The 21,638-nt window shown below is 68.0% G+C and carries 18 protein-coding genes; 11 read left to right on the forward strand and 7 right to left on the reverse strand.

Going from position 1 to position 21,638, the window contains the following annotated elements:
* Window positions 1-44 precede the first annotated feature (44 nt).
* From lspA to dnaE, 5 genes are all read left to right on the forward strand, one after another.
* A complete protein-coding gene (gene lspA, locus ACFWAY_RS28090; RefSeq protein ID WP_378512924.1) occupies window positions 45-641 on the forward strand; it encodes a signal peptidase II in 597 nt (198 codons plus the stop codon).
* Between the two features lie 14 nt (window positions 642-655).
* Entirely contained in the window at window positions 656-1,564 is a 909-nt protein-coding gene (locus ACFWAY_RS28095) for an RluA family pseudouridine synthase (protein ID WP_378452549.1), read from the forward strand.
* A gap of 1 nt (window position 1,565) precedes the next feature.
* Window positions 1,566-2,243 (forward strand): hypothetical protein, encoded by a 678-nt coding sequence (locus tag ACFWAY_RS28100; RefSeq protein ID WP_378512925.1) that lies wholly within the window; start codon window positions 1,566-1,568, stop codon window positions 2,241-2,243.
* A complete protein-coding gene (gene rarD / locus ACFWAY_RS28105) occupies window positions 2,240-3,157 on the forward strand; it encodes an EamA family transporter RarD (protein WP_378452547.1) in 918 nt (305 codons plus the stop codon). Before ACFWAY_RS28100 ends, rarD begins: the two co-directional genes overlap by 4 nt.
* 98 nt (window positions 3,158-3,255) lie before the next feature.
* Window positions 3,256-6,792, forward strand: coding sequence for a DNA polymerase III subunit alpha (gene dnaE, locus ACFWAY_RS28110; protein WP_378452546.1), 3,537 nt, complete (start codon window positions 3,256-3,258; stop codon window positions 6,790-6,792).
* 3 nt (window positions 6,793-6,795) lie between these two features.
* Here dnaE and ACFWAY_RS28115 read toward each other — a convergent pair whose 3' ends face one another.
* Window positions 6,796-7,032 (reverse strand): hypothetical protein, encoded by a 237-nt coding sequence (locus ACFWAY_RS28115; RefSeq protein ID WP_378452545.1) that lies wholly within the window; start codon window positions 7,030-7,032, stop codon window positions 6,796-6,798.
* 171 nt (window positions 7,033-7,203) lie between these two features.
* Here ACFWAY_RS28115 and ACFWAY_RS28120 point away from each other — a divergent pair, with 171 nt between their 5' ends.
* The 3 genes from ACFWAY_RS28120 to ilvA are packed head-to-tail and all read left to right on the forward strand — an operon-like array spanning window position 7,204 to window position 10,864.
* Complete coding sequence (locus ACFWAY_RS28120) at window positions 7,204-7,638, forward strand: nitroreductase family deazaflavin-dependent oxidoreductase (protein WP_378452544.1); 435 nt, start codon at window positions 7,204-7,206, stop codon at window positions 7,636-7,638.
* A 54-nt stretch (window positions 7,639-7,692) separates the two neighbouring features.
* Window positions 7,693-9,468 carry a pyruvate dehydrogenase gene (locus ACFWAY_RS28125; protein WP_378452543.1) on the forward strand — a complete coding sequence of 592 codons (1,776 nt, stop codon included), beginning with the start codon at window positions 7,693-7,695 and terminating at the stop codon, window positions 9,466-9,468.
* Between the two features lie 43 nt (window positions 9,469-9,511).
* A complete protein-coding gene (gene ilvA, locus ACFWAY_RS28130; protein ID WP_378452542.1) occupies window positions 9,512-10,864 on the forward strand; it encodes a threonine ammonia-lyase IlvA in 1,353 nt (450 codons plus the stop codon).
* Window positions 10,865-10,868: 4 nt separating this feature from the next.
* Here ilvA and ACFWAY_RS28135 read toward each other — a convergent pair whose 3' ends face one another.
* A complete protein-coding gene (locus ACFWAY_RS28135) occupies window positions 10,869-11,393 on the reverse strand; it encodes a TetR/AcrR family transcriptional regulator (protein WP_378452541.1) in 525 nt (174 codons plus the stop codon).
* Window positions 11,394-11,518: 125 nt separating this feature from the next.
* On the opposite strand from ACFWAY_RS28135, the gene ACFWAY_RS28140 reads away from it, so the two are divergent.
* Window positions 11,519-13,084 carry an MFS transporter gene (locus ACFWAY_RS28140; protein WP_378512926.1) on the forward strand — a complete coding sequence of 522 codons (1,566 nt, stop codon included), beginning with the start codon at window positions 11,519-11,521 and terminating at the stop codon, window positions 13,082-13,084.
* Here ACFWAY_RS28140 and treZ read toward each other — a convergent pair.
* Window positions 13,051-14,784, reverse strand: coding sequence for a malto-oligosyltrehalose trehalohydrolase (treZ, locus tag ACFWAY_RS28145; protein ID WP_378512927.1), 1,734 nt, complete (start codon window positions 14,782-14,784; stop codon window positions 13,051-13,053). The two genes, ACFWAY_RS28140 and treZ, sit on opposite strands and share 34 nt — an antisense overlap.
* Window positions 14,785-14,824: 40 nt before the next feature.
* Window positions 14,825-14,974 (reverse strand): hypothetical protein, encoded by a 150-nt coding sequence (locus tag ACFWAY_RS28150; RefSeq protein WP_378452538.1) that lies wholly within the window; start codon window positions 14,972-14,974, stop codon window positions 14,825-14,827.
* A gap of 109 nt (window positions 14,975-15,083) precedes the next feature.
* Here ACFWAY_RS28150 and ACFWAY_RS28155 point away from each other — a divergent pair, with 109 nt between their 5' ends.
* Entirely contained in the window at window positions 15,084-15,272 is a 189-nt protein-coding gene (locus ACFWAY_RS28155) for a DUF1918 domain-containing protein (protein ID WP_005247576.1), read from the forward strand.
* A gap of 91 nt (window positions 15,273-15,363) precedes the next feature.
* A complete protein-coding gene (locus ACFWAY_RS28160) occupies window positions 15,364-15,990 on the forward strand; it encodes a TetR/AcrR family transcriptional regulator (protein WP_378452537.1) in 627 nt (208 codons plus the stop codon).
* A 9-nt stretch (window positions 15,991-15,999) separates the two neighbouring features.
* Here ACFWAY_RS28160 and ACFWAY_RS28165 read toward each other — a convergent pair whose 3' ends face one another.
* The 3 genes from ACFWAY_RS28165 to glgX are packed head-to-tail and all read right to left on the reverse strand — an operon-like array spanning window position 16,000 to window position 21,625.
* Entirely contained in the window at window positions 16,000-16,941 is a 942-nt protein-coding gene (locus ACFWAY_RS28165; RefSeq protein ID WP_378512928.1) for an NADP-dependent oxidoreductase, read from the reverse strand.
* A 54-nt stretch (window positions 16,942-16,995) separates the two neighbouring features.
* The gene (treY, locus tag ACFWAY_RS28170) at window positions 16,996-19,353 is read right to left on the reverse strand and encodes a malto-oligosyltrehalose synthase (protein WP_378512929.1); all 2,358 of its coding nucleotides are present in this window, start codon (window positions 19,351-19,353) and stop codon (window positions 16,996-16,998) included.
* A 13-nt stretch (window positions 19,354-19,366) separates the two neighbouring features.
* Window positions 19,367-21,625 carry a glycogen debranching protein GlgX gene (glgX, locus tag ACFWAY_RS28175; RefSeq protein WP_378452534.1) on the reverse strand — a complete coding sequence of 753 codons (2,259 nt, stop codon included), beginning with the start codon at window positions 21,623-21,625 and terminating at the stop codon, window positions 19,367-19,369.
* Between the last annotated feature and the right edge of the window lie 13 nt (window positions 21,626-21,638).

The raw sequence follows: 21,638 nt of genomic DNA on the forward strand, positions 1-21,638 counted from the left end.
GGTTAGTGCGCGCGGGAGCGCGTGAACGGAGGCTTGCCTCCGTAGTGGATGATGAACGGGTGAGTCAAGACCCCACGGCAGAGAACGAGACCGACGCCGAAGACCGAAACGACGGTGACCCGTCCGGCACCGCAGCGCCCGAGCCGGTGAAGCATCAGCGCAGGCTGCTGCTGTTCGTGATCGCAGGTACCGTCCTGGCTACGGACCTGCTGACGAAGATCCTCGCCGTCGCCAATATCGAGACCGGCCGGCCGGTCTGGCTGATCGGGGACATCGTCTCGCTGCGGCTCGTGCGCAATCCGGGTGCGGCCTTCTCCATGGCCACCGGCATGACCTGGCTGCTCACGCTCGTCGCCGTGGGTGTGGTGATCGGTGTCGTCCGCATCGGCCGCACGCTGCGGTCGCCGTGGTGGGCGCTCGGTCTGGGGCTGGTACTCGGGGGCGCCCTCGGCAACCTCGTCGACCGGTTCTTCCGGGCACCGGGAGTGATGCAGGGTCACGTCGTCGATTTCGTCTCCGTCGGCTGGTGGCCGGTGTTCAACGTGGCGGATTCCGGCATCGTGTGCGGTGCGATCCTGCTCGTCGTGCTCACACTGATAGGGCTGGAACCGGACGGAACACGTAAGGGGGTAGAGAAGTGAGGGAAACACGGTCGATGCCGGTCCCGGACGGGCTCGAAGCGATGAGGGTCGACGCCGGCCTCGCTCGACTGCTCGGTCTGTCGCGTACCGCGGTGGCTCAGCTCACCGAGGAAGGTTCGGTGCTGGTCGACGGCGCTCCCGTCGGCAAGTCGGATCGCCTGTCTGCAGGCACCTGGCTCGAGGTGGAACTGCCCGAACCGCCGCGTCCGCTGACCATCGAGGCGGAACCCGTCGAGGGCATGGAAATCCTGTACGCCGACGACGACGTGGTCGCCGTCGACAAACCGGTGGGGGTCGCCGCCCACGCCAGCGTGGGCTGGACCGGTCCGACGGTGATCGGCGGTCTCGCCGCCGCGGGCTTCCGGATTTCGACGTCCGGTGCGCACGAGCGCCAGGGCATCGTGCACCGGCTGGACGTCGGCACGTCCGGAGTGATGGTGGTGGCCACGTCGGAACGCGCCTACACACTCCTCAAGCGCGCATTCAAGCAGCGGACCATCGACAAGCGGTACCACGCGCTGGTGCAGGGTCACCCGGATCCGAGCAGCGGAACCATCGACGCGCCGATCGGCAGGCACCGCAGCAACGACTGGAAGTTCACCGTCACCGCGGACGGCAAGCCCAGCATCACGCACTACGACACGGTCGAAGCGTTCCAGGCGGCGAGCCTGCTGGACATCCACCTCGAAACGGGTCGGACGCATCAGATTCGCGTCCACTTCGCCGCACTGCGGCACCCGTGTTGCGGCGACCTCACGTACGGGGCCGATCCGCGGCTGGCGGAACGTCTCGGGCTGGAGCGGCAATGGCTGCACGCCCGGTCGCTCGGTTTCGCGCATCCCGCGGACGGGCGATGGGTCGAGATCACGTCCAAGTACCCGAAGGATCTCGAGGACGCTCTCGGGGTTCTGCGGGCGAGCTGAGGTGAGGCGCCCGCACCCGAGCGGTACCGCGGTGCCGGCAGTGCTCATCGCCGTCGTCCTGATCGCGGTGACGGTCGTGCTCGGAGCACTGCATCCCGTTCGGCGCGCGCCCGTGTCGACGGACACGCTGGGCCCGGACAACGGGGAAGTGGTGGCCGACTACCTGGCCCGGGCGGGCCGATCGCTCGACGCGGCGGACGGGCTCCGAGAACACTGGGCGCTGGTCTCGTTCACGCGTCCGGTGACGACGGAGGTCGTCCGGGACGTCACGTCCGGCACCCGGGTGTCGCAGGTTCTCTTCCGCGTGCCCCTGGTTCGAGTGCAGACACCCCTCGTTCCCGTGTCCGTCGCGGCAAGCGATGCGGCGCTCGCACGGGCGAGCGTCCTGGCCGCCGGACGCGCCCAGGCGATGACGGGCGAGACGGAGCGGCAGGCGCAGATCGCGGCGGTGTCGTCGGCGCAACTCGCCCGGAACTGCGCCTGCGTGATCGGTGTCGTCGTCCGCGGTGATCACGACGCCCTCACCGCGCTGCGGTCCGCCCCGGACGTCCGGGCGGTCGAGGCACTCGGAGCCGACGCCGTCGCCGGGCGGTTCGCCGTGCGCCCGCTGTTGCCGGAGCAGGTCGAGATCGTGGTGCCCGGCCCCGACGACGGGGTCGTCCCGGGGAGCGGCTCGTGAAGGCGAGGCAGGCGGAAACCGTGGGCGCCGCCTGCGGAGTCGGAGCCTACGTGCTGTGGGGCGCGTTCCCGGCGTTCTTCGGATTGCTCGGCCCGGCCGGGTCGGTGGAGATCCTCGCGCACCGGGTGGTGTGGACGCTCGCGCTCATGTTCGTCGTCCTGGCGGTCTCGGGCCGGCTCCGGTCGCTGCGCGGGCTGAGCGTGCGCACCTGGCTGCTGGTCACGGCCGCGTCGACGGCCATCGCGGTGAACTGGGGCACCTACATCTACGGGGTCACCTCGGACCGGGTGGTCGAGACCGCCCTCGGCTACTTCATCAACCCGTTGGTGAGTGTGCTGCTCGGGGTCGTGATCTTCCGGGAACGGCTCGTGCCCGCCCAGATCGTCGCGCTCGCGCTCGCCGCCGTCGCGGTGATCGTGATCACCGTCGACTACGGGCATCCGCCGTACATCGCGCTCACCCTGGCCGCGTCGTTCGCGCTGTACGGGCTGTGCAAGAAGGTGATGCCGCTCGACCCGCGGACGAGCCTCACCGCCGAGGGGATCGTGGCCGCGCCCGTCGCGATCGGCTACCTCGTGTTCCTCGCTCTCACCGGGGCAGGGACGTTCCTCGGGTCCGGGCTGGATCACACCCTGCTGCTGATGGCCGCGGGACCGGTGACCGCGCTGCCGCTGTTGCTGTTCGGCGCGGCCGCGCAACGGGTGCCGTTGCGCACACTCGGCATGCTGCAGTACCTGACGCCGGCGCTGCAGATGGCGTGGGGCGTCGCCGTTCTCCACGAGGACATGCCCGCGTCGCGGTGGATCGGTTTCGCGCTGATCTGGGTGGCACTCGCGATCTTCAGTACCGATGCGCTGGTACGGGTCCGGCGCGAGCGGCGAAAGATCGAACCGTCCCAGGCGCCCGTCCAGTAACTCGCGTCACGACTTCTCCGACACCCGCCGTCGGCGACCGGTGCTGTCGGTCCGAGGGCCTACACTCGTGAGGCTCCCAGACCTTCAGAGAGGCGCACGTGGCTGACTCGTTCGTACATCTGCACAATCACACCGAGTACTCGATGCTCGACGGTGCGGCCAAGGTCGGCCCCCTGTTCGAAGAGGCCGAACGACTGGGGATGTCGGCGGTGGGCATGACCGACCACGGCAACATGTACGGCGCCAGCGAGTTCTACAACGTGGCGAAGAAGCAGGGCATCAAGCCGATCATCGGCATCGAGGCGTACGTCGCGCCCGAGTCCCGCTTCAACACCAAGCGCGTGCTGTGGGGCGACCGCAGCCAGAAGTCCGACGACGTCTCCGGTAGCGGTGCGTACACCCACATGACGATGGTCGCGGAGAACGCGACCGGTCTGCGGAACCTGTTCAAGCTGTCCTCGCTCGCGTCGATCGAGGGCCAGCTCGGCAAGTGGGCGCGGATGGACGAAGACCTCATCGCCACCCACCACGAGGGCATCATCGCGACTACGGGCTGCCCGTCCGGTGAGATCCAGACACGGCTGCGACTCGGCCACGACCGCGAGGCGCTCGAGGCCGCCGCCAAGTGGCAGGAGATCTGGGGCAAGGACAACTTCTTCCTCGAGCTGATGGACCACGGACTGTCGATCGAGAGGCGGGTGCGTGAGGGCCTGCTCGAAATCAGCAAGAAGCTCGAGATTCCGCCGCTCGCCACCAACGACTGCCACTACGTCACCAAGGAAGCCGCGGAGAACCACGAGGCGCTCCTCTGCATCCAGACCGGTAAGACACTGTCCGACCCCACTCGGTTCAAGTTCGACGGCGACGGCTACTACCTGAAGCCGGCCGCGGAGATGCGGGCGTTGTGGGACGACCAGGTGCCCGGCGCGTGCGACAACACACTGCTGATCGCCGAGCGGGTGCAGCCGTACGACGACGTGTGGGCGCACCACGACCGGATGCCGATCTTCCCGGTCCCCGAGGGCGAGACACAGGGCACCTGGCTGCGCAAGGAAGTCATGCGCGGACTGGACCGCCGGTTCCCCGACGGACCGCCGGAGGAGTACCTCGCCCGCGCCGACTACGAGATCGGCGTCATCCTCGAAATGGGTTTCCCCGCCTACTTCCTCGTCGTCGGCGACCTCATCAACCACGCCCGGGACGTCGGTATCCGCGTCGGTCCCGGCCGAGGCTCGGCGGCCGGTTCGCTCGTCGCCTACGCGATGGGCATCACCAACATCGACCCCATTCCGCACGGCCTGCTGTTCGAGCGGTTCCTGAACCCCGAGCGCGTGTCGATGCCCGATATCGATATCGACTTCGACGATCGCCGTCGCGGCGAGATGGTGCGCTACGCGACGGACAAGTGGGGCAGCGACCGCGTCGCCCAGGTCATCACGTTCGGAACCATCAAGACGAAGGCGGCCATCAAGGACTCCGCCCGAGTCCAGTTCGGCCAGCCCGGATTCGCGATCGCCGACCAGATCACCAAGGCGCTGCCGCCGCCGATCATGGCCAAGGACATCTCGGTGTCCGGCATCACCGACCCGAACCACGAGCGCTACAAGGAAGCGGTGGAGGTTCGCGCCCTCATCGACTCCAACCCGGACGTCGCGAAGATCTACCAGACGGCCAAGGGACTCGAGGGCCTGATCCGCAACGCCGGCGTCCACGCGTGCGCGGTGATCATGTCGTCCGAGCCGCTGATGGACGCGATTCCCGTGTGGAGGCGCGCCCAGGACGGCGCCATCATCACCGGCTGGGACTATCCGTCGTGCGAGGCCATCGGCCTGCTGAAGATGGACTTCCTCGGGCTGCGGAACCTCACCGTCATCGGCGACGCGATCGACAACATCAAGGCCAACCGCGGCGTCGACCTCGACCTCGACACCCTGGCGCTCGACGACGACGCCACGTACGAACTGCTTTCGCGTGGAGACACTCTCGGTGTATTCCAGCTCGACGGCAGTGCGATGCGCGACCTGCTGCGCCGCATGCAGCCCACCGGCTTCGAGGACATCGTGGCGGTGCTCGCGCTGTACCGGCCCGGTCCGATGGGCATGAACGCGCACAACGACTACGCCGACCGCAAGAACGGGCGGCAAGAGGTCAAACCCATCCACCCGGAGCTCGAGGAGCCCCTGAAGGAGATCCTGGCCGACACGTACGGCCTGATCGTCTACCAGGAGCAGATCATGCAGATCGCCCAGAAGGTGGCCGGGTACTCGCTCGGACAGGCCGACATTCTCCGCCGAGCCATGGGTAAGAAGAAGCTGTCGGTCCTGGAGGAGGCCTACGCCGGTTTCCGCGAGGGCATGCTCACCAACGAATTCTCCGAACCCGCCATCAAGGCACTGTGGGACACCATCCTCCCGTTCGCCGGATACGCGTTCAACAAGTCGCACGCCGCCGGGTACGGGCTGGTGTCGTTCTGGACCGGGTACCTCAAGGCCAACTATCCGGCCGAGTACATGGCCGGTCTGCTCACCTCGGTCGGTGACGACAAGGACAAGGCCGCCATCTACCTGGCGGACTGCCGCAAGATGGGGATTACGGTGCTGCCGCCGGACGTCAACGAATCAGAGGTCAACTTCGCCTCCGTCGGTGAGGACATCCGGTTCGGCATGGGCGCCGTCCGCAACGTCGGCGCCAACGTCGTGGGCTCGATCATCAAGGCGCGCAAGGAAAAGTCCAAGTTCGTCGACTTCTCCGACTACCTCAACAAGATCGACGCCGCCGCCTGCTCCAAGAAGGTCACCGAGTCGCTGATCAAGGCGGGCGGGTTCGACTCGCTGGGCCACCCGCGCAAGGGGCTCATGCTCGTCCACGCCGACGCCATCGACGCGGTGATGGGCACCAAGAAGGCGGAGGCGATCGGACAGTTCGACCTGTTCGGCGGCGACGACGCCGACGAATCGATCTCCTCGGTGTTCAACGTGAAGATCCCCGAGGAGGAGTGGGACTCGAAGCACCGATTGGCGCTGGAACGGGAGATGCTGGGACTGTACGTGTCCGGGCACCCGCTCAACGGCGTCGAACACGTGCTGTCGGCGCAGTCCGACACCGCGATCCCGACCATCCTCGAGGGCGACATCAAGGACGGCACCCAGGTCACCGTCGGCGGCATCCTCGCGTCGGTGAACCGGAGGATCAACAAGAACGGTCTCACCTGGGCGTCCGCGCAGCTCGAGGATCTGACCGGTGGTATCGAGGTGCTGTTCTTCCCGCAGGCCTACTCGGTCTACGGGATGGACGTCACGGAGGACTCCGTCGTGCTCGTCAAGGCACGCGTGTCGATCCGGGATGACCGGATCTCACTCATCGCCAACGACCTTGCGGTGCCGGACCTCTCGGCGGTGGGGGTCGCGAAGCCGCTGGCGGTCAGTCTGCCGCTGCGTCAGTGCACCAAGGACAAGCTCGGCGCGCTGCGTCAGGTGCTCACGCGCCATCCGGGCACGTCGGACGTGCACGTGCGGTTGATCGGCGGCACCGAGGTCACGTTGTGGAAGGTGGACGACGTGCTCCGGGTGGAACCGTCGTCGGCGTTGATGGGCGATCTCAAGGCGCTGCTCGGACCGAGCTGCCTGTCCGTGTGACGGCTAGGGGCGCGGCGGGAAGAGGCGCCGCGCCCACCACACCACGACCGCCACCGCGGCGGCGGTGAGGACGGCCGCCTGCAGCGTCTGGGTGACGACAAGGATCGTGGCGAAGACCAGCAGCGCGACTGCCAGGGCTTCCAGCTTGTAGAGGGGCCACTCGGTGCCGGCGAGATCGACGGTCCGGGCTCGGTCGCTGCGGCGAACGTCGCGGCGCACCCATGCGTCGTGTGTCGTCATCGCAGGTCACCTCACTGGTGCGGGTCGGGGGTACGGACGTCCCCCGCGTGGGATCAGGCTACTCGGAACCCGGAGTTCGGCGCAACGAACAAACGGATGTGGTTCTTCGCATGTGGGCTCGTTCGGCGGAATCGGTGGCGCGTTCTCGCGGATCAGGTGTTGACTGGACGCATGCCACTCACAGGTGAATACGAGCCCAGTCCGTCCAAGTGGGCAGCAGATCAGGCCGAGTTGATGGAATCCACCGACGGAGCCAAGGGCACGACGCTGGGCGGCAGGCCCGTCATCCTGCTGACCACGCGCGGCGCGAAGTCCGGCAAACTCCGCAAGACGCCGTTGATGCGTGTCGAACACGACGGGACGTACGCGATCGTCGCCTCGCTCGGCGGCGCCCCCAAGAATCCGGTCTGGTACTACAACGTGAAGGCCGAACCGCACGTCGAACTCCGCGACGGCTCGACCACACAGGACATGGTGGCCCGTGAGGTGACGGGTGACGAGAAGGCCGCGTGGTGGGAACGCGCCGTCGCCGCGTTCCCGGACTACGCCGACTACCAGAAGAAGACTGATCGGGAGATCCCGGTGTTCGTGCTCGAAACCGCCTGACGGCCGCACCGCCGCTGTCCTTCGCCGTTCGACCGTCCCCCGACCGGAGGCCCGATGAGAGCGAAAACCGTTGCCGATCAGCTGGTACGTCAACTCCAGGACGCCGGCGTCCAGCGGATCTACGGAATCGTGGGCGACAGCCTCAATCCCATCGTCGACGCGGTCCGGCGTTCGGGCGGCGCGGCGAAGGGCGGAATCGACTGGATCCACGTGCGTCACGAGGAGTCCGCGGCGTTCGCCGCGGCCGCGGAAGCGCAGGTCACCGGCAAGCTGGCGGTCTGCGCCGGCTCGTGCGGCCCGGGAAACCTGCACCTGATCAACGGTCTGTACGACGCGGACCGCTCGGGGGCGCCGGTACTCGCGATCGCGGCGCAGATCCCGAGCGAGCAGATCGGACTCGGCTTCTTCCAGGAGACCCACCCGGACCGCCTGTTCGTCGAGTGCTCCCGGTACGCGGAGCTGATCGGAAGTCCCGCTCAGGCGCCGCGCGTGACGGCGTCCGCCATCGCGCACGCGACCGCGCTGTCCGGCGTCGCGGTGATCACGCTGCCGGGCGACATCGCGGACCGCCCCGCCGAGGGAAATGCGCCGTCGGTGCCGCGCACCGGCGCCCCGGCGATCGTGCCCGACCAGGCGGACGTGCAGGCGCTCGCCGACGCAGTGAACGCGGCGGGAAAGGTTGCGATCTTCGCCGGTGAGGGTGTGCGGGAGGCTCGCGAGGAGTTGCTGAGCCTGGCCGGCACGATCGGTGCGCCGATCGGCCACACGCTTCGCGGCAAGGAATGGATTCAGTACGACAACCCCTTCGACGTCGGAATGACCGGACTGCTGGGATACGGGGCGGCGCACGACGGGATGCATGGCGCCGACCTCTTGCTGCTCGTCGGAACGGACTTCCCGTACAACCAATTCCTGCCCGACGGAGTCCGCACCGCGCAGATCGACTGGGCGGCACAGCGAATCGGCCGAAGAACGAACGTCGATCTGGCGGTGCACGGCGACGTGGCGAGCACACTGCGTGCCCTCGCCCCGTTGATCCGGCGGAAGGACGATCGCCGATTCCTCGACGACATGCTCGAGAAGCACCGGACGCTGATGAACAAGGTGGTCGGCGCGTACACGAAACCCGCCAAGCAGCGCATCCCGATCCACCCCGAATATGCGGCGTCGATCCTCGACGACCTCGCCGCCGAGGATGCGATCTTCACCACCGACACGGGAATGTCGAACGTCTGGACGGCGCGCTACCTGACGCCGAACGGGTCGCGGCGGTTCCTGTCCTCGGCTCTGCACGGATCGATGGCGAACGCCCTGCCGCACGCCATCGGCGCGCAGGTGTGTGCGCCCGGCAGGCAGGTGGTGTCCGTGTCGGGCGACGGCGGGCTGTCGATGCTGCTGGGGGAATTGGTGACGGTCGCGATGTACCGGCTCCCGGTCAAGATCGTGGTGTTCAACAATTCCACTCTGGGGATGGTCAAGCTGGAGATGCTGGTGGACGGGCTGCCGGATTTCGGGGTGGACGTCGCGCCCGTCGACTACTCGGCGGTGGCGTCGGCACTGGGCATCTTCGCCCGCCGGATCGAGGATCCGGCCGACATCGAATCGGGCCTGCGGCAGGCGTTCGACCACGACGGACCGGCGCTCGTCGATCTGGTCACGGACCCGCTGGCGTTGTCGCTGCCGCCGACGATCACGGGCGGGCAGGTCACCGGTTTCGCGTTGGCGCTGTCGAAGATGGTGATGAACGGGGGCGTCGGCGAGGCCGTGAAGATGGCGAAGTCGAACGTCCGCAATGTGCCGCGACCGTCCCAGTTCGATCCGCGCGGCTGAACCCGACTGGTATCCCATGGCTGGAGAGTGGGAACATATCCGGGTGTCCACATCGCCCGATACCGCAGCCCAGAACATCACCTCGCCCCTGACAGTGGGCGACATCGACGCGGCCATCGAGCGAATTTCCCACGTGATCGACGCGACCCCATTGCAGCGGAGCGAGCGACTGTCGTCGCTGACCGGCGCGAACGTCTACCTCAAGCGCGAAGACCTGCAGGTCGTCCGCTCCTACAAGCTGCGCGGCGCCTACAACCTCATGGCCCAGCTCGATGCCGGCGAGCGTGCGGCCGGAGTGGTGACGGCCAGCGCGGGCAACCATGCGCAGGGCGTCGCGTTCGCCTGCCGGACAATGGAAATCACGGGCCGCATCTACGTTCCGTCGAACACCCCCAAGCAGAAGCGTGATCGCATCCGTGCGCACGGCGGCGAGTTCGTCGAGCTGATCCTGACGGGGGAGACGTACGACGCCGCAGCGGCCGCGGCCGCCGCCGACGTGCGGCGGACGGGCGCGACGATGGTTGCGCCGTTCGACGACGCCCGTACCGCGGCCGGACAGGGCACCATCGCCGCCGAGATCCTCGCGCAGCTCGGCGCGGCCCCCGATTCCGTACTGGTCCCCGTCGGTGGTGGCGGGTGCATCGCCGGCATCGCCACGTATCTGCATGCGCATGCACCCCGGACGGCCATTGTCGGGGTGGAACCGACGGGGGCTGCGTCGATGACGGCGGCTCTGGTGGCCGGTGGTCCCGTGACGTTGACGGAGATCGACCCGTTCGTCGACGGCGCGTCGGTGAAGCGCGTCGGCGACCTTCCTTACGCCGTGGTGTCCGCCCTGGGCGCCGAGGTGGTGACGCACACGTCGCTGGGCCAGGCCGACCGGTCCACCACGATCCGGCTCGATCCCGAGAGCTTCGTGATGGCCAACCTCGACGAGGGTGCGCTGTGCACCGCGATGCTCGAGCTGTACCAGAACGAGGGCATCATCGCCGAGCCCGCAGGTGCCCTGTCGGTTGCGGCCCTCGGGAACATCACGTTCGAGCCGGGATCCACGGTGGTGTGCCTGATCTCCGGCGGCAACAACGACGTCTCGCGGTACGGCGAGATCCTGGAACGCTCGCTGGTGAATCTCGGCCTGAAGCACTACTTCCTCGTCGACTTCCCGCAGGAGCCGGGTGCGCTGCGCCGCTTCCTGGACGAGGTGCTCGGCCCCGAGGACGACATCACCCTGTTCGAGTACGTGAAGCGCAACAACCGGGAGACCGGCGCCGCCCTGGTGGGTATCGAACTCGGTAAGGCCGAGGGACTCGGCGAGCTGCTCGAGCGGATGGAGCAGTCCCGGATGCAGGTGGAACGCCTGGAGCCGGGGAGCCCCGCGTACCGCTACCTCACCTGAGCCGCTACTTCTGCAGCAGCCGCGCGACGACCTTCTTGTACAGCTCGGGCTCGGGCATGGGGAGCCCGAGCAGAGCGGCCAGGTAGATGCCGTCGCCGACGAGGCGCACGATCTCGGCCTGCACGGGATCGTCGATCTCGCTCTGGAGACCTTCGTCCCAGCCGCGCATCACTTCGGTAACGGCCTTCTGGATCTCGTCGTGCTGACCGTCGACGCTCCGTAGCGCGGCGATGGTCGAACGGTAGAGGGCGAGTTCCTCGGTGGTGCTCGCGTCGGGAACCTGCAGATACCACTCGGACAGCGAGGTGCCGCCGGACACGGCGTCGGCGAGCTGGGCGTCGGCCCGCTCGCCGAGCCGGCGCACCATCGCGGCGAGAAGCGCTTCCTTGCTGGGGAAGTGGTAGAGCAGTCCGCCCTTGGACACCCCGGCCTCCGCAGCGACGGCTTCGAGGGTTACCTGGGCTATTCCCACGTCGAGCAGCAGCTTCTCGAGGGCGTCGAGTATTCGATCGCGCGTACCGGCAGCCATGGTGAGGGACTGTACCCGGGAAATAACTTTACCGTCCGGACGGTTCACGGTAATGTAACGGAACTGTACCGGCTGGACGGTTCTCGCCGTGCCAGCTCTCGAATCGGAAAGTCGCAGGAAGATAAATGTCTGTCTCCACGGATCGCGGGATCAACGACGCCTACGGCGCTCCAGGTCAGTCCTCCGCATCACGCCGAGACTGGCTCGGATTGGTCGTCCTGGCCTTCGCCGTCCTCCTGATCGCCGTCGACGGCACAGTGCTCGACCTCGCACTGCCGTTCATCAGCGCCGACCTCGAACCCAGCAGCACGCAGCTGCTGTGGATCATCGACGTCTACTCGTTCGTCCTCGCCGGCCTGCTCATCACGATGGGCACGCTCGGCGACCGGATCGGACGGCGTCGTCTGCTGCTCCTCGGCGCCGCCGGATTCGGTATCGCCTCGCTGATCGCGGCGTGGTCGCCGACACCCGAGATGCTGATCGCAGCCCGTGTTCTGCAGGGAATCTCGGGTGCGACGCTGATGCCCGCGACACTTGGTCTGATCCGCACGATCTTCGTCGACCCGCGCCAGCGGACCCTCGCCATCGGCGTGTGGGGTGCGATGGCCGGTGGCGGCACCGCGGCGGGCCCGCTGATCGGCGGCTGGCTGCTCGAGCACTTCTGGTGGGGCTCGGTGTTCCTGATCAACATCCCCGTGATGCTGGTTCTGATCGCCGTGGGACCGCTCGTGATCCCCGAGTCCAAGGACCCTGCCCCGGGGCGCTTCGACCTGCTCAGCGCCGCGCTGTCGATGACGACGATGCTGCCGCTGGTGTACGCGGTCAAGGAGACCGTGGTGCACGGTGTCGACCCGGTGCTCCTCGCCGTCGGACTCGTCGGTGTCGTGTCCGGTGTGGTGTTCGTGCGCAGGCAGAAGGCGATGAAGGACCCGATGATCGACATCGGCCTGTTCGCCAAACCGGCGTTCTCGACCGCCGTCCTCACCAACCTGCTGTCCATCTTCGCGCTGGCCGGTGTGCTGTTCTTCGGTTCGCAGTACCTGCAGTTGGTGCTGGGTAACAGCGCGTTCGAGTCGGGCGTGCTGATGCTGCCCGGCATGCTGATGAGCGCGGTCACCGCACTCGCGGCGGCCTGGATGGTGCGCCGGTGGGCCACCTCGCACGTGCTCGGCGGCGGTCTCGCGATCGCGGCTGTGGGTGCGGCACTGATGCTCACACTCGGCGTGGACGGTGCCCCGACGATGTTCGTGATCGGCTTCGGCCTCGCCGGCGCCGGTGTCGGTATCGCACTGACCCTGACGTCCGACCTCGTGGTCAGCGCCGTCGAGCCCGAACGGGCCGGCGCCGCCTCCGCGGTGTCCGAGACCGCATACGAACTCGGTATCGCACTCGGTGTCGCAGTACTCGGCAGCGTCGTCATGGCGATCTTCCGGAACGGCCTCGACACGTCGATGCTGCCGCCGGAACAGGTCGAGCCCGCGCAGGGCACGCTCGGCGCCGCGGTCGCGGAGGCCCAGCACCTCCCGGAGACGGCCCGGGCGGTGTTCCTGGAGTCCGCGCAGTCGGCGTTCGTCGACGGCATGCACGTCGCCGCCGGCGCGACGGCCGTGATCCTGTTCGCGACCGCGATCCTCGTCCTGCGGATGCTGCGGGACCGTCAGGGCGAGCTGTCGAGCACTACGAACGAGTGACCCGGTAGCACCGTCGCCGACGCGGTCTCGTCCTGCGTCGGCGGCTCCCACCACAGCACGGGGGAGCCGCCGACCGGGACAGTCACCGGTTCGGCACCCAGATTGCACGCGATACGAAGTGCGCCGCGGTACACAACGATCCACTGCTCCGCCTCGTCGTAGTCGACGGACAGGTTCTCGAGCCACGGGTCCGTCAGCTCGGCGCGCTCCCGTCGCAGGTGCAGCAACGAGCGATAGCAGTCGAGCAGCCGGGCATGCGGTTCGCGGACCAGTTCGTCCCAGTCGAGCTTGGACCGCTCGAACGTCTCCGGGTCCTGGGGGTCGGGAACGTCGTCCGTGCTCCAGCCGTGCTCCGCGAACTCCGCCTTGCGCCCCTCCGCCGTCGCCCGCGCCAGTTCCGGTTCGGGGTGGGAGGTGAAGAACTGGAACGGGGTGCTCGCACCCCACTCCTCACCCATGAACAGCATCGGCGTGAACGGCGAGCACAGCACGAGCGCGGCCTTCACGGCGAGCTGCCCGGAATCGAGATACGTGCCGGGGCGGTCGCCGATCGCCCGGTTGCCGATCTGATCGTGCGTGCACGTGTACGTGACCAGCGAACTGGCCGGGGTCCGGCGGGTGTCCAGCGGCCTGCCGTGAGTGCGACCGCGGAACGTCGAGAACGTGCCCGCGTGGAACCACCCCTGACGCAGGGTGTCGGCGAGGCAGGCCATCGAACCGAAATCTCCGTAATAGCCCTGCCTCTCGCCCGAGACGGCGGCGTGGATGGCGTGATGCACGTCGTCGTCCCACTGGGCGTCGAGTCCGCAGCCGCCTGCCGACCGCGACGTGATCAGGCGCGGATCGTTGAGGTCGCTCTCGGCGATGAGCGTCAGCGGCCGCCTCAGGTGCGCGGACAGCCGGCGGGTCTCGATGGCCAGGTCTTCGAGAAGGTGGGTGGCGGTGTGGTCGACGAGCGCGTGGACCGCGTCGAGGCGGAGCGCGTCGATGTGGAACTCGCGGAACCACCGCAGCGCGTTGTCGATGATGTAGCGGCGTACCTCGCCGCTGTCCGGTCCGTCGAGATTGATGCTCCGGCCCCATGTGTTGGCGCCCTGCGCCAGGTACGGGCCGTACCGGTCGAGGTAGTTGCCGGACGGTCCGAGGTGGTTGTACACGGCGTCGAGGACCACGCCGAGACCGCGGGCGTGGCACGCGTCGACGAGAGTCTGCAACCCGTCCGGCCCGCCGTAGCCCTCGTGCACCGTGTACCAGAGAACGCCGTCATATCCCCAGTTGTGGGTGCCGTTGAAACCGTTGATGGGCATCAGTTCCACGAAATCGACGCCGAGCTCGACGAGGTGGTCGAGCCGGTCGACGGCGGCCGCGAACGTGCCCTCCGGAGTGAACGTGCCGACGTGCAGTTCGTAGACGGCGGAGCCGGCGAGCTGCCGCCCGGTCCACAGCGAATCGGTCCAGAGGCTCTCGTCGAGGGTGTGGAGTCGGGACGCGCTGTGCACGCCGTCGGGCTGTCGCGGCGACCGGGGGTCGGGAAGTGGGGTGTCGCTGTCGTCGAGGAGGAACGCGTATCGGGAATCGGGCGATGCGTCGACGTCGGCTCGCCACCACCCGTCCGGTGACGGGGTCATGTCGTGTCGTCGGCCGTCGACCTCCACGCGGACGGATTCCGGAATCGGGGCCCATACCTCAAATGTGTGCACCCGATCAGCATGCCTCGACGCGGCGGGCCGCGCAGGACAGTCAGCTCTCGGGCGTGCCGGAGTCCTCGACCTCCTCGATGATCTCGGCGCCGAGAACTGACAAACGGTGTTCCTCGGCGTCCTGCACGGTGCCGAAGTCGTGCTCCTCGAGCACGTTACGGTCCTTGTCGAGGTATCGATACGTAGCCATGTCCCCACGATGGCACACGGCGGCAGAGATGGCGGCGAGTCGGCCCTTTCGCCCCGGTTCCGGAAGTAGCAAGCTGAGAGTACGGACTCGAACGTCGCGAGGAGCAGTCATGCACGTAGCAGTGGGAGACCGGTTGCACGTTCAGGGCAGGGTGGTCGGAGTGCACGAGACGACCGCCGAGGTCGTGGAGGTACACGGAGAGAATGGCGAACCGCCCTATCTCGTCCGGTACGACGACGGCCACGAGGCGCTCGTGTTTCCCGGATCCGATGCCTGGGTGGAACACCCGAAGTCGTAGGTATCGGGCGTTTCGCCTGGTTGATGCGCGGCGAAACGCTGTGTCACATTGGCTGCACGATTGATGTATCGAATGCGTCTATCGTGAGCCCATGCCCGGAACCGCCAAGAGGTCCTACAGTTCGCCGCTGCGTGCGGAATCGGCGCGCCGGACCCGTCTCCTCGTCCGGGATGCCGCGGCTCGGCTGTTCATCGGACGTGGATACGTCAGCACGACGGTGCGGAACGTGGCCGAGGCCGCCGGGGTGTCGAACCGCACGGTGTTCACCGCATTCCCCGGAGGCAAGGCGGAACTGTTCCACGAGGCACTGCACGCGGCCATCGAGGGTGATACCGCCGCGGCCCACACGCCCGTGCCCCGGGACGGCGACCCGGTCGAACGGATCCTCGACCAGATGGTGGGATTCAGCACCGACGTCCTGGAGCGGGCCGGGACCCTGATGACGACGTCGATCGAATCCTCGGGAGCGGACGACGACATGCGGCGGTTCGCAGACGAGGGAGCGCGGGCCTCGGCCGAGAATGCGATGACGCTCGCCGAGGGACTCGCCGCGCACGAACTGCTGCGTCCCGAGATCTCCGTCCAGCGGGCCGCCGACGTGCTGTTCACGGTCGTGTCGCCGCAGGTGTACTCGATGCTGCGCCGGCAGTGCGGGTGGGACGTAGACGAGTATCGGAACTGGGTGAAAGCGACGATCCGGGCTAGTCTGCTCCACTGATGGTTCCGCTTACGGCAGCAGGATGAACTTGCCCGCCGCGTGCGGCTTCCGAAGATCGGCGTGAGCGCGCGCCGCCTCGGACAGCGCGTACGTGCGCGCGACGCGCACCCGCACATCCCCGTTGCCCGCGAGGTCGACGAGGAAGACGCGGGCCCGCTTACGCGGTTCCATCCCTTCCGGCCCCAGCGCGCCCACGATCCGGAAACCGGCGTCGGCCGGCCGGGGCCCGGGAACTGTCGTCACCAACCGCGACCCGTCCCGCACCAGGTCCACGGACACGTCGATCGCCTCGTCACTGCCCGCGGTATCGATGACGGCATCCACCCCGTCCGGTGCCAGGACGCGGACCCGATCGCCCAGGCCGGCGCCGTAGGACACGGGCGTCGCGCCGAGCGAGCGGACGTAGTCGTGGTGCTCGGGGCGCGCCGTGCCGATGATCGTGGCACCGCGGGCCCGTGCCAACTGCACGACGAACGAGCCCACGCCGCCGGCCGCTCCGTGCACGAGCAGGAGGTCGCCTGCGCCGACGTGCGCCGTGTCGAGGGTGTCGACCGCGGTGGCACCCACCGCGAGAAGTCCGGCAGCCTCGTTCCACGGCAACGACGCCGGTTTCGGGATCACCGAATCACCGGACACGACAAGCCGATCCGCGTACGCCTCGGCCACCGGATACACGATCACCTCGTCGCCCACCGAGATCGGGCCCACCGGCCCCGCCGCGGTGTCGCCCACCTCGCCGACGACGCCCGCAGCCTCACTACCCAGCCGCATCGGCAAGGCGTCCGGGTCGGCGCCGAACGCGCCGCTGTAGAGCTTGTAGTCGATCGGGTTGACCCCGATGGCGCGAACGTCGACCACCACCTCGCCGGGGGCGGGACTCACAACCTCCGCGTCGACGACCGCGAGGACCTCCGGCCCTCCGTATGCCCGGGCAACCACACGTCGCGACATACAACAGCCAGTACCCCTGTGAGTACTTATTAACCGCGGGCGGTTGAGAAGTACTCACAGGGCAAGAAGCGAAACGGGATAGCGGGCGAACAGTGTCGACGTGTCGACGCGGCCGCCAGAGTACGTCGCGGACGTGAGCAGGTCGGTCCAGGTGCCGTCCGGGAGGGGCACGGTGGTGTCGCCCCAGCCGCGTTGCTCCAGACCGACGGTGTGCCGGGTGGCCAGTGCCACGACGTCCGGCACCCACCCTTGCTGTCCGCGGGCGAAGCCGATCAGATGCTCCGCCGCGGTCCCCGACGCGAAGACCGGCGTGTAGGTCCCGCCGACGAAACTGTCCGGACGTTCCCGGCGCAAGCGCAATGCCGCCCGGACGACGTGCATCTTCGCCGCGCCCGTCGCATCGAGCGGAGGAGTGTCGAGTCCCGCGAGCACGGTCCGTCGTACGTCGTAGTCCACGGGACGGCGATTGTCCGGGTCGACGAGCGAGTCCTCCCACAGCTCGGTTCCCTGGTATACGTCAGGGATCCCGGGTCCACACAGCTGCAGGAGCTTCTGACCGAGTGAGTCCGACCAGGCGTGCGGGGCCAGCTGGGTGCACAGCGAACCGAGCGCCTTGCCGACCGTGCCGTCGATCACCGTGTCCAGCCAGCCGTGGAGGTCGCGCTCGAACTCCTCGTTCACGTCGTGCCACGACGTTCGGGTCCCGGCCTCGCGGACCGCTTTCTCCGCGTAGGCGTGGACACGGTCGCGGAAGTCGGGCACGTCGCCCGCGGCCCGGCCGTCGACCGGCCACACCCCGAACAGGTTCTGCCACAGGAACAGTCCGGTGACGGGATCCGGGCTGGGTGCGATGCGTTCCCACTGATCGACGCATTCCGCCCACAGGTCCGGCACCTGCGACAGGATGCCGATCCGGGCCCGGACGTCCTCCCCGCGCTTGGTGTCGTGCGTCGAGAGCGTCGTCATCGCCCGCGGCCACCGGGTGGCTCGCTCGGCTGCGGCCAGGTGGAATTCGGCGGGGGAGATGCCGACGTTCGCCGGATTGCCACCCACCTCCTGCAGCGACACCAGCCGGGCGGTGCGGTAGAACAGGCAGTCTTCCACGGACTTCGCCATCACCGCGCCGCACACCTGCTGGAAGCGGGTGGCCGCCTCACCGCCGGCGATCAGGGCGGCGGCGAGGGCGGACAGCGCGTCGGACCGTTGCGGTTCGCGCCGCGCGGCGTCGCCGATCACGCGCTTCGCCAGCCCGGCCAGCGGACTGTAGTCGGATCGGTACACGGGCATGGCGGCGACGACGTCCACGACGGCGTCGCGCAGGTCCGCATCGCTGCAGTCGGTGCCGGTCTCGGCGCGGACGGCGCGGACGAGGCGCCGGATCTCCGGGTCGAGAATGGTGCCGGCGACGTCGCGTTTGATCGCGGTTTCGTGCTCGTGAATCCATGTCGCGTCGCCCCGGTCACCCGTGCGGGACGCAGACAGGGCAGTGAGCGCGGGAGCTCCTGACGCGTCGACGAAGACGCCGCCGAGTTCGGCCAGTGCGTCGTAGCCGGTGGTCCCCTCGATCGGCAGGTGGTCGTCCAATGGTTCGGTGTGGCCGAGGATCTTCTCGATCACGAGCCACCGGTCCGCGCCGATCACGCCGCGCAGCCGGTCGAGGTACTCGGCCGGATCGGACAACCCGTCGGGATGGTCGATGCGCACTCCGTCGATCAACTCGTCCGCCACCCAGCTCCGCAGTTCTCGGTGCGAGGCCTCGAACACGCGCGGGTCTTCCTGACGGATGCCGGCCAGTTCGCTGACCGCGAAGAATCGGCGGTACCCGATGAGCCCGGAGTCCCACGGGACCAGGCGGTAGGACTGCGCGTCGTGCACCGCCTTCGGCTCGGTGGCGTCGGTGCCGGGACTGATCGGGAAGCGGTGCTCGTAGAACGCGAGCAACGGCTCGGGTCCCGAGCGGTCGACGGTCAGCGACTCGAGATCGGCGTCCGATCCGAGGACGGGCAGCGCGAGCCGGCCGCCTACGCCGTTGTCGTCGCTCCAGTCGATGTCGAAGAACTCGGCGTACTCGGAGCGGCGACCGTGCGTGAGAACGTCCCACCACCACGCGTTCTCACGCGGATTCGCGACACCCACATGGTTGGGGACGAGGTCGACGACGAGGCCCATGCCGCGGCCCCGCACCTCTTTCGACAGTGCGGCCAGCGCATCCCGCCCGCCGAGCGCGGGTGACACGCGGGTCACGTCGGTGACGTCGTAACCGTGGGTCGACCCGGTGGTGGCCGTCAGGATCGGCGACAGATAGACGTGCGAGATCCCGAGGTCGTCCAGGTAGTCGGCGACGGTGGCGGCATCCGACAGGGTGAAGCAGTCACCGCGCAGTTGCAGCCGGTAGGTGGCCGTGATCGACATCGTCGTCCCCGGCTCAGGCGGTCCGGCGCAGCACGACCAGCGACCGGGCCTCGACCTGCAGCGGATTCCCGGCCTTGATCACCGCTTCCTTCGCTCCCGTCGGGACGGCGGTGTCGAGCACGATCGCCCATTCGTCGGCGTAGTCGGAGTTGGGCGTGGAGAACTCGATCTCCTCGTCGTGGGCGTTGAAACACAGCAGGAACGAGTCGCCGACCACCCGCTCACCGCGGTGGTTGGGTTCGGGGATGCCCTCGCCGTTGAGGAAGACCGCCAGGGACTTCCCGAAGCCGCTGTCCCAGTCCTCGGGGGTCATCTCCTCACCGGCCGGGGTGAGCCACGCGATGTCGCGGGTCTGGTCACCGCTGCGGATGGGGGTGCCCTCGAAGAACCGGCGACGACGGAACACCGGATTCTTCATGCGCAGCGCGATCACCCGTTTGGTGAACTCGACGAGGTCGGCGTTGGAGTCCGCCAGCGACCAGTCCATCCACGACAGTTCCGAGTCCTGGCAGTACACATTGTTGTTGCCCTGCTGGGTGCGGCCCATCTCGTCGCCGTGCGCCAGCATCGGCGTCCCCTGGCTGAGCAGCAGGGTGGCCAGGATGTTGCGACTCTGCCGTCCGCGCAGATCGAGGATCTCCGGGTCGTCCGTCGGTCCCTCGACACCGCAGTTCCAGGACCGGTTGTGGCTCTCGCCGTCGTTGTTGCCCTCGCCGTTGGCGTCGTTGTGCTTCTCGTTGTACGACACCAGGTCGTGCAGGGTGAACCCGTCGTGGGCGATGACGAAGTTGATGCTCGCGCCGGGGCGGCGCCCGGTCGCCTCGTAGAGGTCGGAGGAGCCGGTGAGCCGGGACGCGAACTCGCCGAGCGTCGCCGGTTCGCCGCGCCAGTAGTCGCGCACCGTGTCCCGGTACTTGCCGTTCCACTCCGTCCACAGGCCCGGGAAATTGCCCACCTGGTACCCGCCCTCGCCGATGTCCCACGGTTCGGCGATGAGCTTGACCTGGCTGACGATCGGATCCTGCTGGACGAGGTCGAAGAACGCGGAGAGCCGGTCGACGTCGTGCAGTTCACGGGCGAGCGTGGACGCGAGGTCGAACCGGAATCCGTCGACGTGCATCTCGGTGACCCAGTACCGCAGCGAGTCCATGATCAGTTGCAGCGTGTGCGGGTGCCGGGCGTTGAGACTGTTCCCGGTGCCCGTGTAGTCCATGTAGTGCTCGGCGTCGCCGTCGACGAGCCGGTAGTAGGCGGCGTTGTCGATGCCGCGGAACGAGATGGTCGGACCGAGGTGGTTGCCCTCGGCGGTGTGGTTGTAGACGACGTCGAGGATGACCTCGATGCCCGCCTCGTGGAACGAGCGGACCATCGCCTTGAACTCCGACACCGCGGCGCCCGGCTTCTCCGCCGACGAATACCCGGTGTGCGGGGCGAGGAACCCGAACGTGTTGTAGCCCCAGTAGTTCCGCAGCCCCTTGTCGAGCAGCGTCTGATCGTGCATGAACTGATGCACCGGCATCAGTTCGATCGCGGTGACGCCGAGGTCGACGAGGTGGTCGATGATCACCGGATGCGCGAGGCCCGCATACGTGCCGCGAAGCTCTTCCGGCACACCGGGATGCGTCGCCGTCATGCCCTTGACGTGGGCCTCGTAGATCACGGTGTCGTGGTACGGGTGTTTCGGTGCGCGGTCGGCAGCCCAGTCGAAGAACGGGTTGATCACCACCGTCGTCATCGTGTGGCCGAGCGAGTCGTGTCCGGGCAGTCCCGGCGCCGAGACGTCGTCCTCGGCGTCCGCTACGAGCTCGGCGTCGTCCTCGGCCTCGATGTCGTCGTCCGTGTCGATGATCAGGGCGGCGTCCTCCGATTCCTCGGGGGCGGGCTCGGCGGGTGCCTCGATGTCGTAGGAGAACAGGGACCGGTCTCCGTCGAACTCTCCGTCGAACGCCTTGCCGTAGGGGTCGAGGAGGAGCTTGCTGGCGTCGCAGCGGTGCCCGGCCGCGGGATCCCAGGGGCCGTGGATCCGGTACCCGTACCGCTGACCGGGGACGACGGTCGGTAGGTACGCGTGCCATACGTAGCCGTCGACCTCGTCGAGGCGCACGCGTGTCTCCGTGCCGTCCTTCGCGATCAGGCACAGGTCGACCGCCTCGGCGACCTCGGAGAACAAGGAGAAGTTCGTCCCGGCCCCGTCGTACGTGGCACCCAGGGGGTAGGCGCTGCCGGGCCACACGGGAATGGGCGTGGTTCCGGTCGACTCGCTTGCTTCCATATCGAGAACACTA

Origin of the sequence: Rhodococcus sp. NPDC059968, assembly GCF_042738615.1 — a bacterium.
Taxonomy (GTDB): Bacteria; Actinomycetota; Actinomycetes; order Mycobacteriales; family Mycobacteriaceae; genus Rhodococcus_F.

What these genes read in the sequence shown, in the direction of transcription:
- ACFWAY_RS28095 (WP_378452549.1), top strand. Translation starts at nt 656, where the DNA reads ATGCCGGTCCCGGACGGGCTCGAAGCGATGAGGGTCGACGCCGGCCTC.
- ACFWAY_RS28115 (WP_378452545.1), bottom strand. Translation starts at nt 7,032, where the DNA reads ATGACGACACACGACGCATGGGTGCGCCGCGACGTTCGCCGCAGCGAC.
- ACFWAY_RS28120 (WP_378452544.1), top strand. Translation starts at nt 7,204, where the DNA reads ATGCCACTCACAGGTGAATACGAGCCCAGTCCGTCCAAGTGGGCAGCA.
- ACFWAY_RS28125 (WP_378452543.1), top strand. Translation starts at nt 7,693, where the DNA reads ATGAGAGCGAAAACCGTTGCCGATCAGCTGGTACGTCAACTCCAGGAC.
- ACFWAY_RS28135 (WP_378452541.1), bottom strand. Translation starts at nt 11,393, where the DNA reads ATGGCTGCCGGTACGCGCGATCGAATACTCGACGCCCTCGAGAAGCTG.
- ACFWAY_RS28140 (WP_378512926.1), top strand. Translation starts at nt 11,519, where the DNA reads ATGTCTGTCTCCACGGATCGCGGGATCAACGACGCCTACGGCGCTCCA.
- ACFWAY_RS28150 (WP_378452538.1), bottom strand. Translation starts at nt 14,974, where the DNA reads ATGGCTACGTATCGATACCTCGACAAGGACCGTAACGTGCTCGAGGAG.
- ACFWAY_RS28155 (WP_005247576.1), top strand. Translation starts at nt 15,084, where the DNA reads ATGCACGTAGCAGTGGGAGACCGGTTGCACGTTCAGGGCAGGGTGGTC.
- ACFWAY_RS28160 (WP_378452537.1), top strand. Translation starts at nt 15,364, where the DNA reads ATGCCCGGAACCGCCAAGAGGTCCTACAGTTCGCCGCTGCGTGCGGAA.
- ACFWAY_RS28165 (WP_378512928.1), bottom strand. Translation starts at nt 16,941, where the DNA reads ATGTCGCGACGTGTGGTTGCCCGGGCATACGGAGGGCCGGAGGTCCTC.
- treY (WP_378512929.1), bottom strand. Translation starts at nt 19,353, where the DNA reads ATGTCGATCACGGCCACCTACCGGCTGCAACTGCGCGGTGACTGCTTC.
- glgX (WP_378452534.1), bottom strand. Translation starts at nt 21,625, where the DNA reads ATGGAAGCAAGCGAGTCGACCGGAACCACGCCCATTCCCGTGTGGCCC.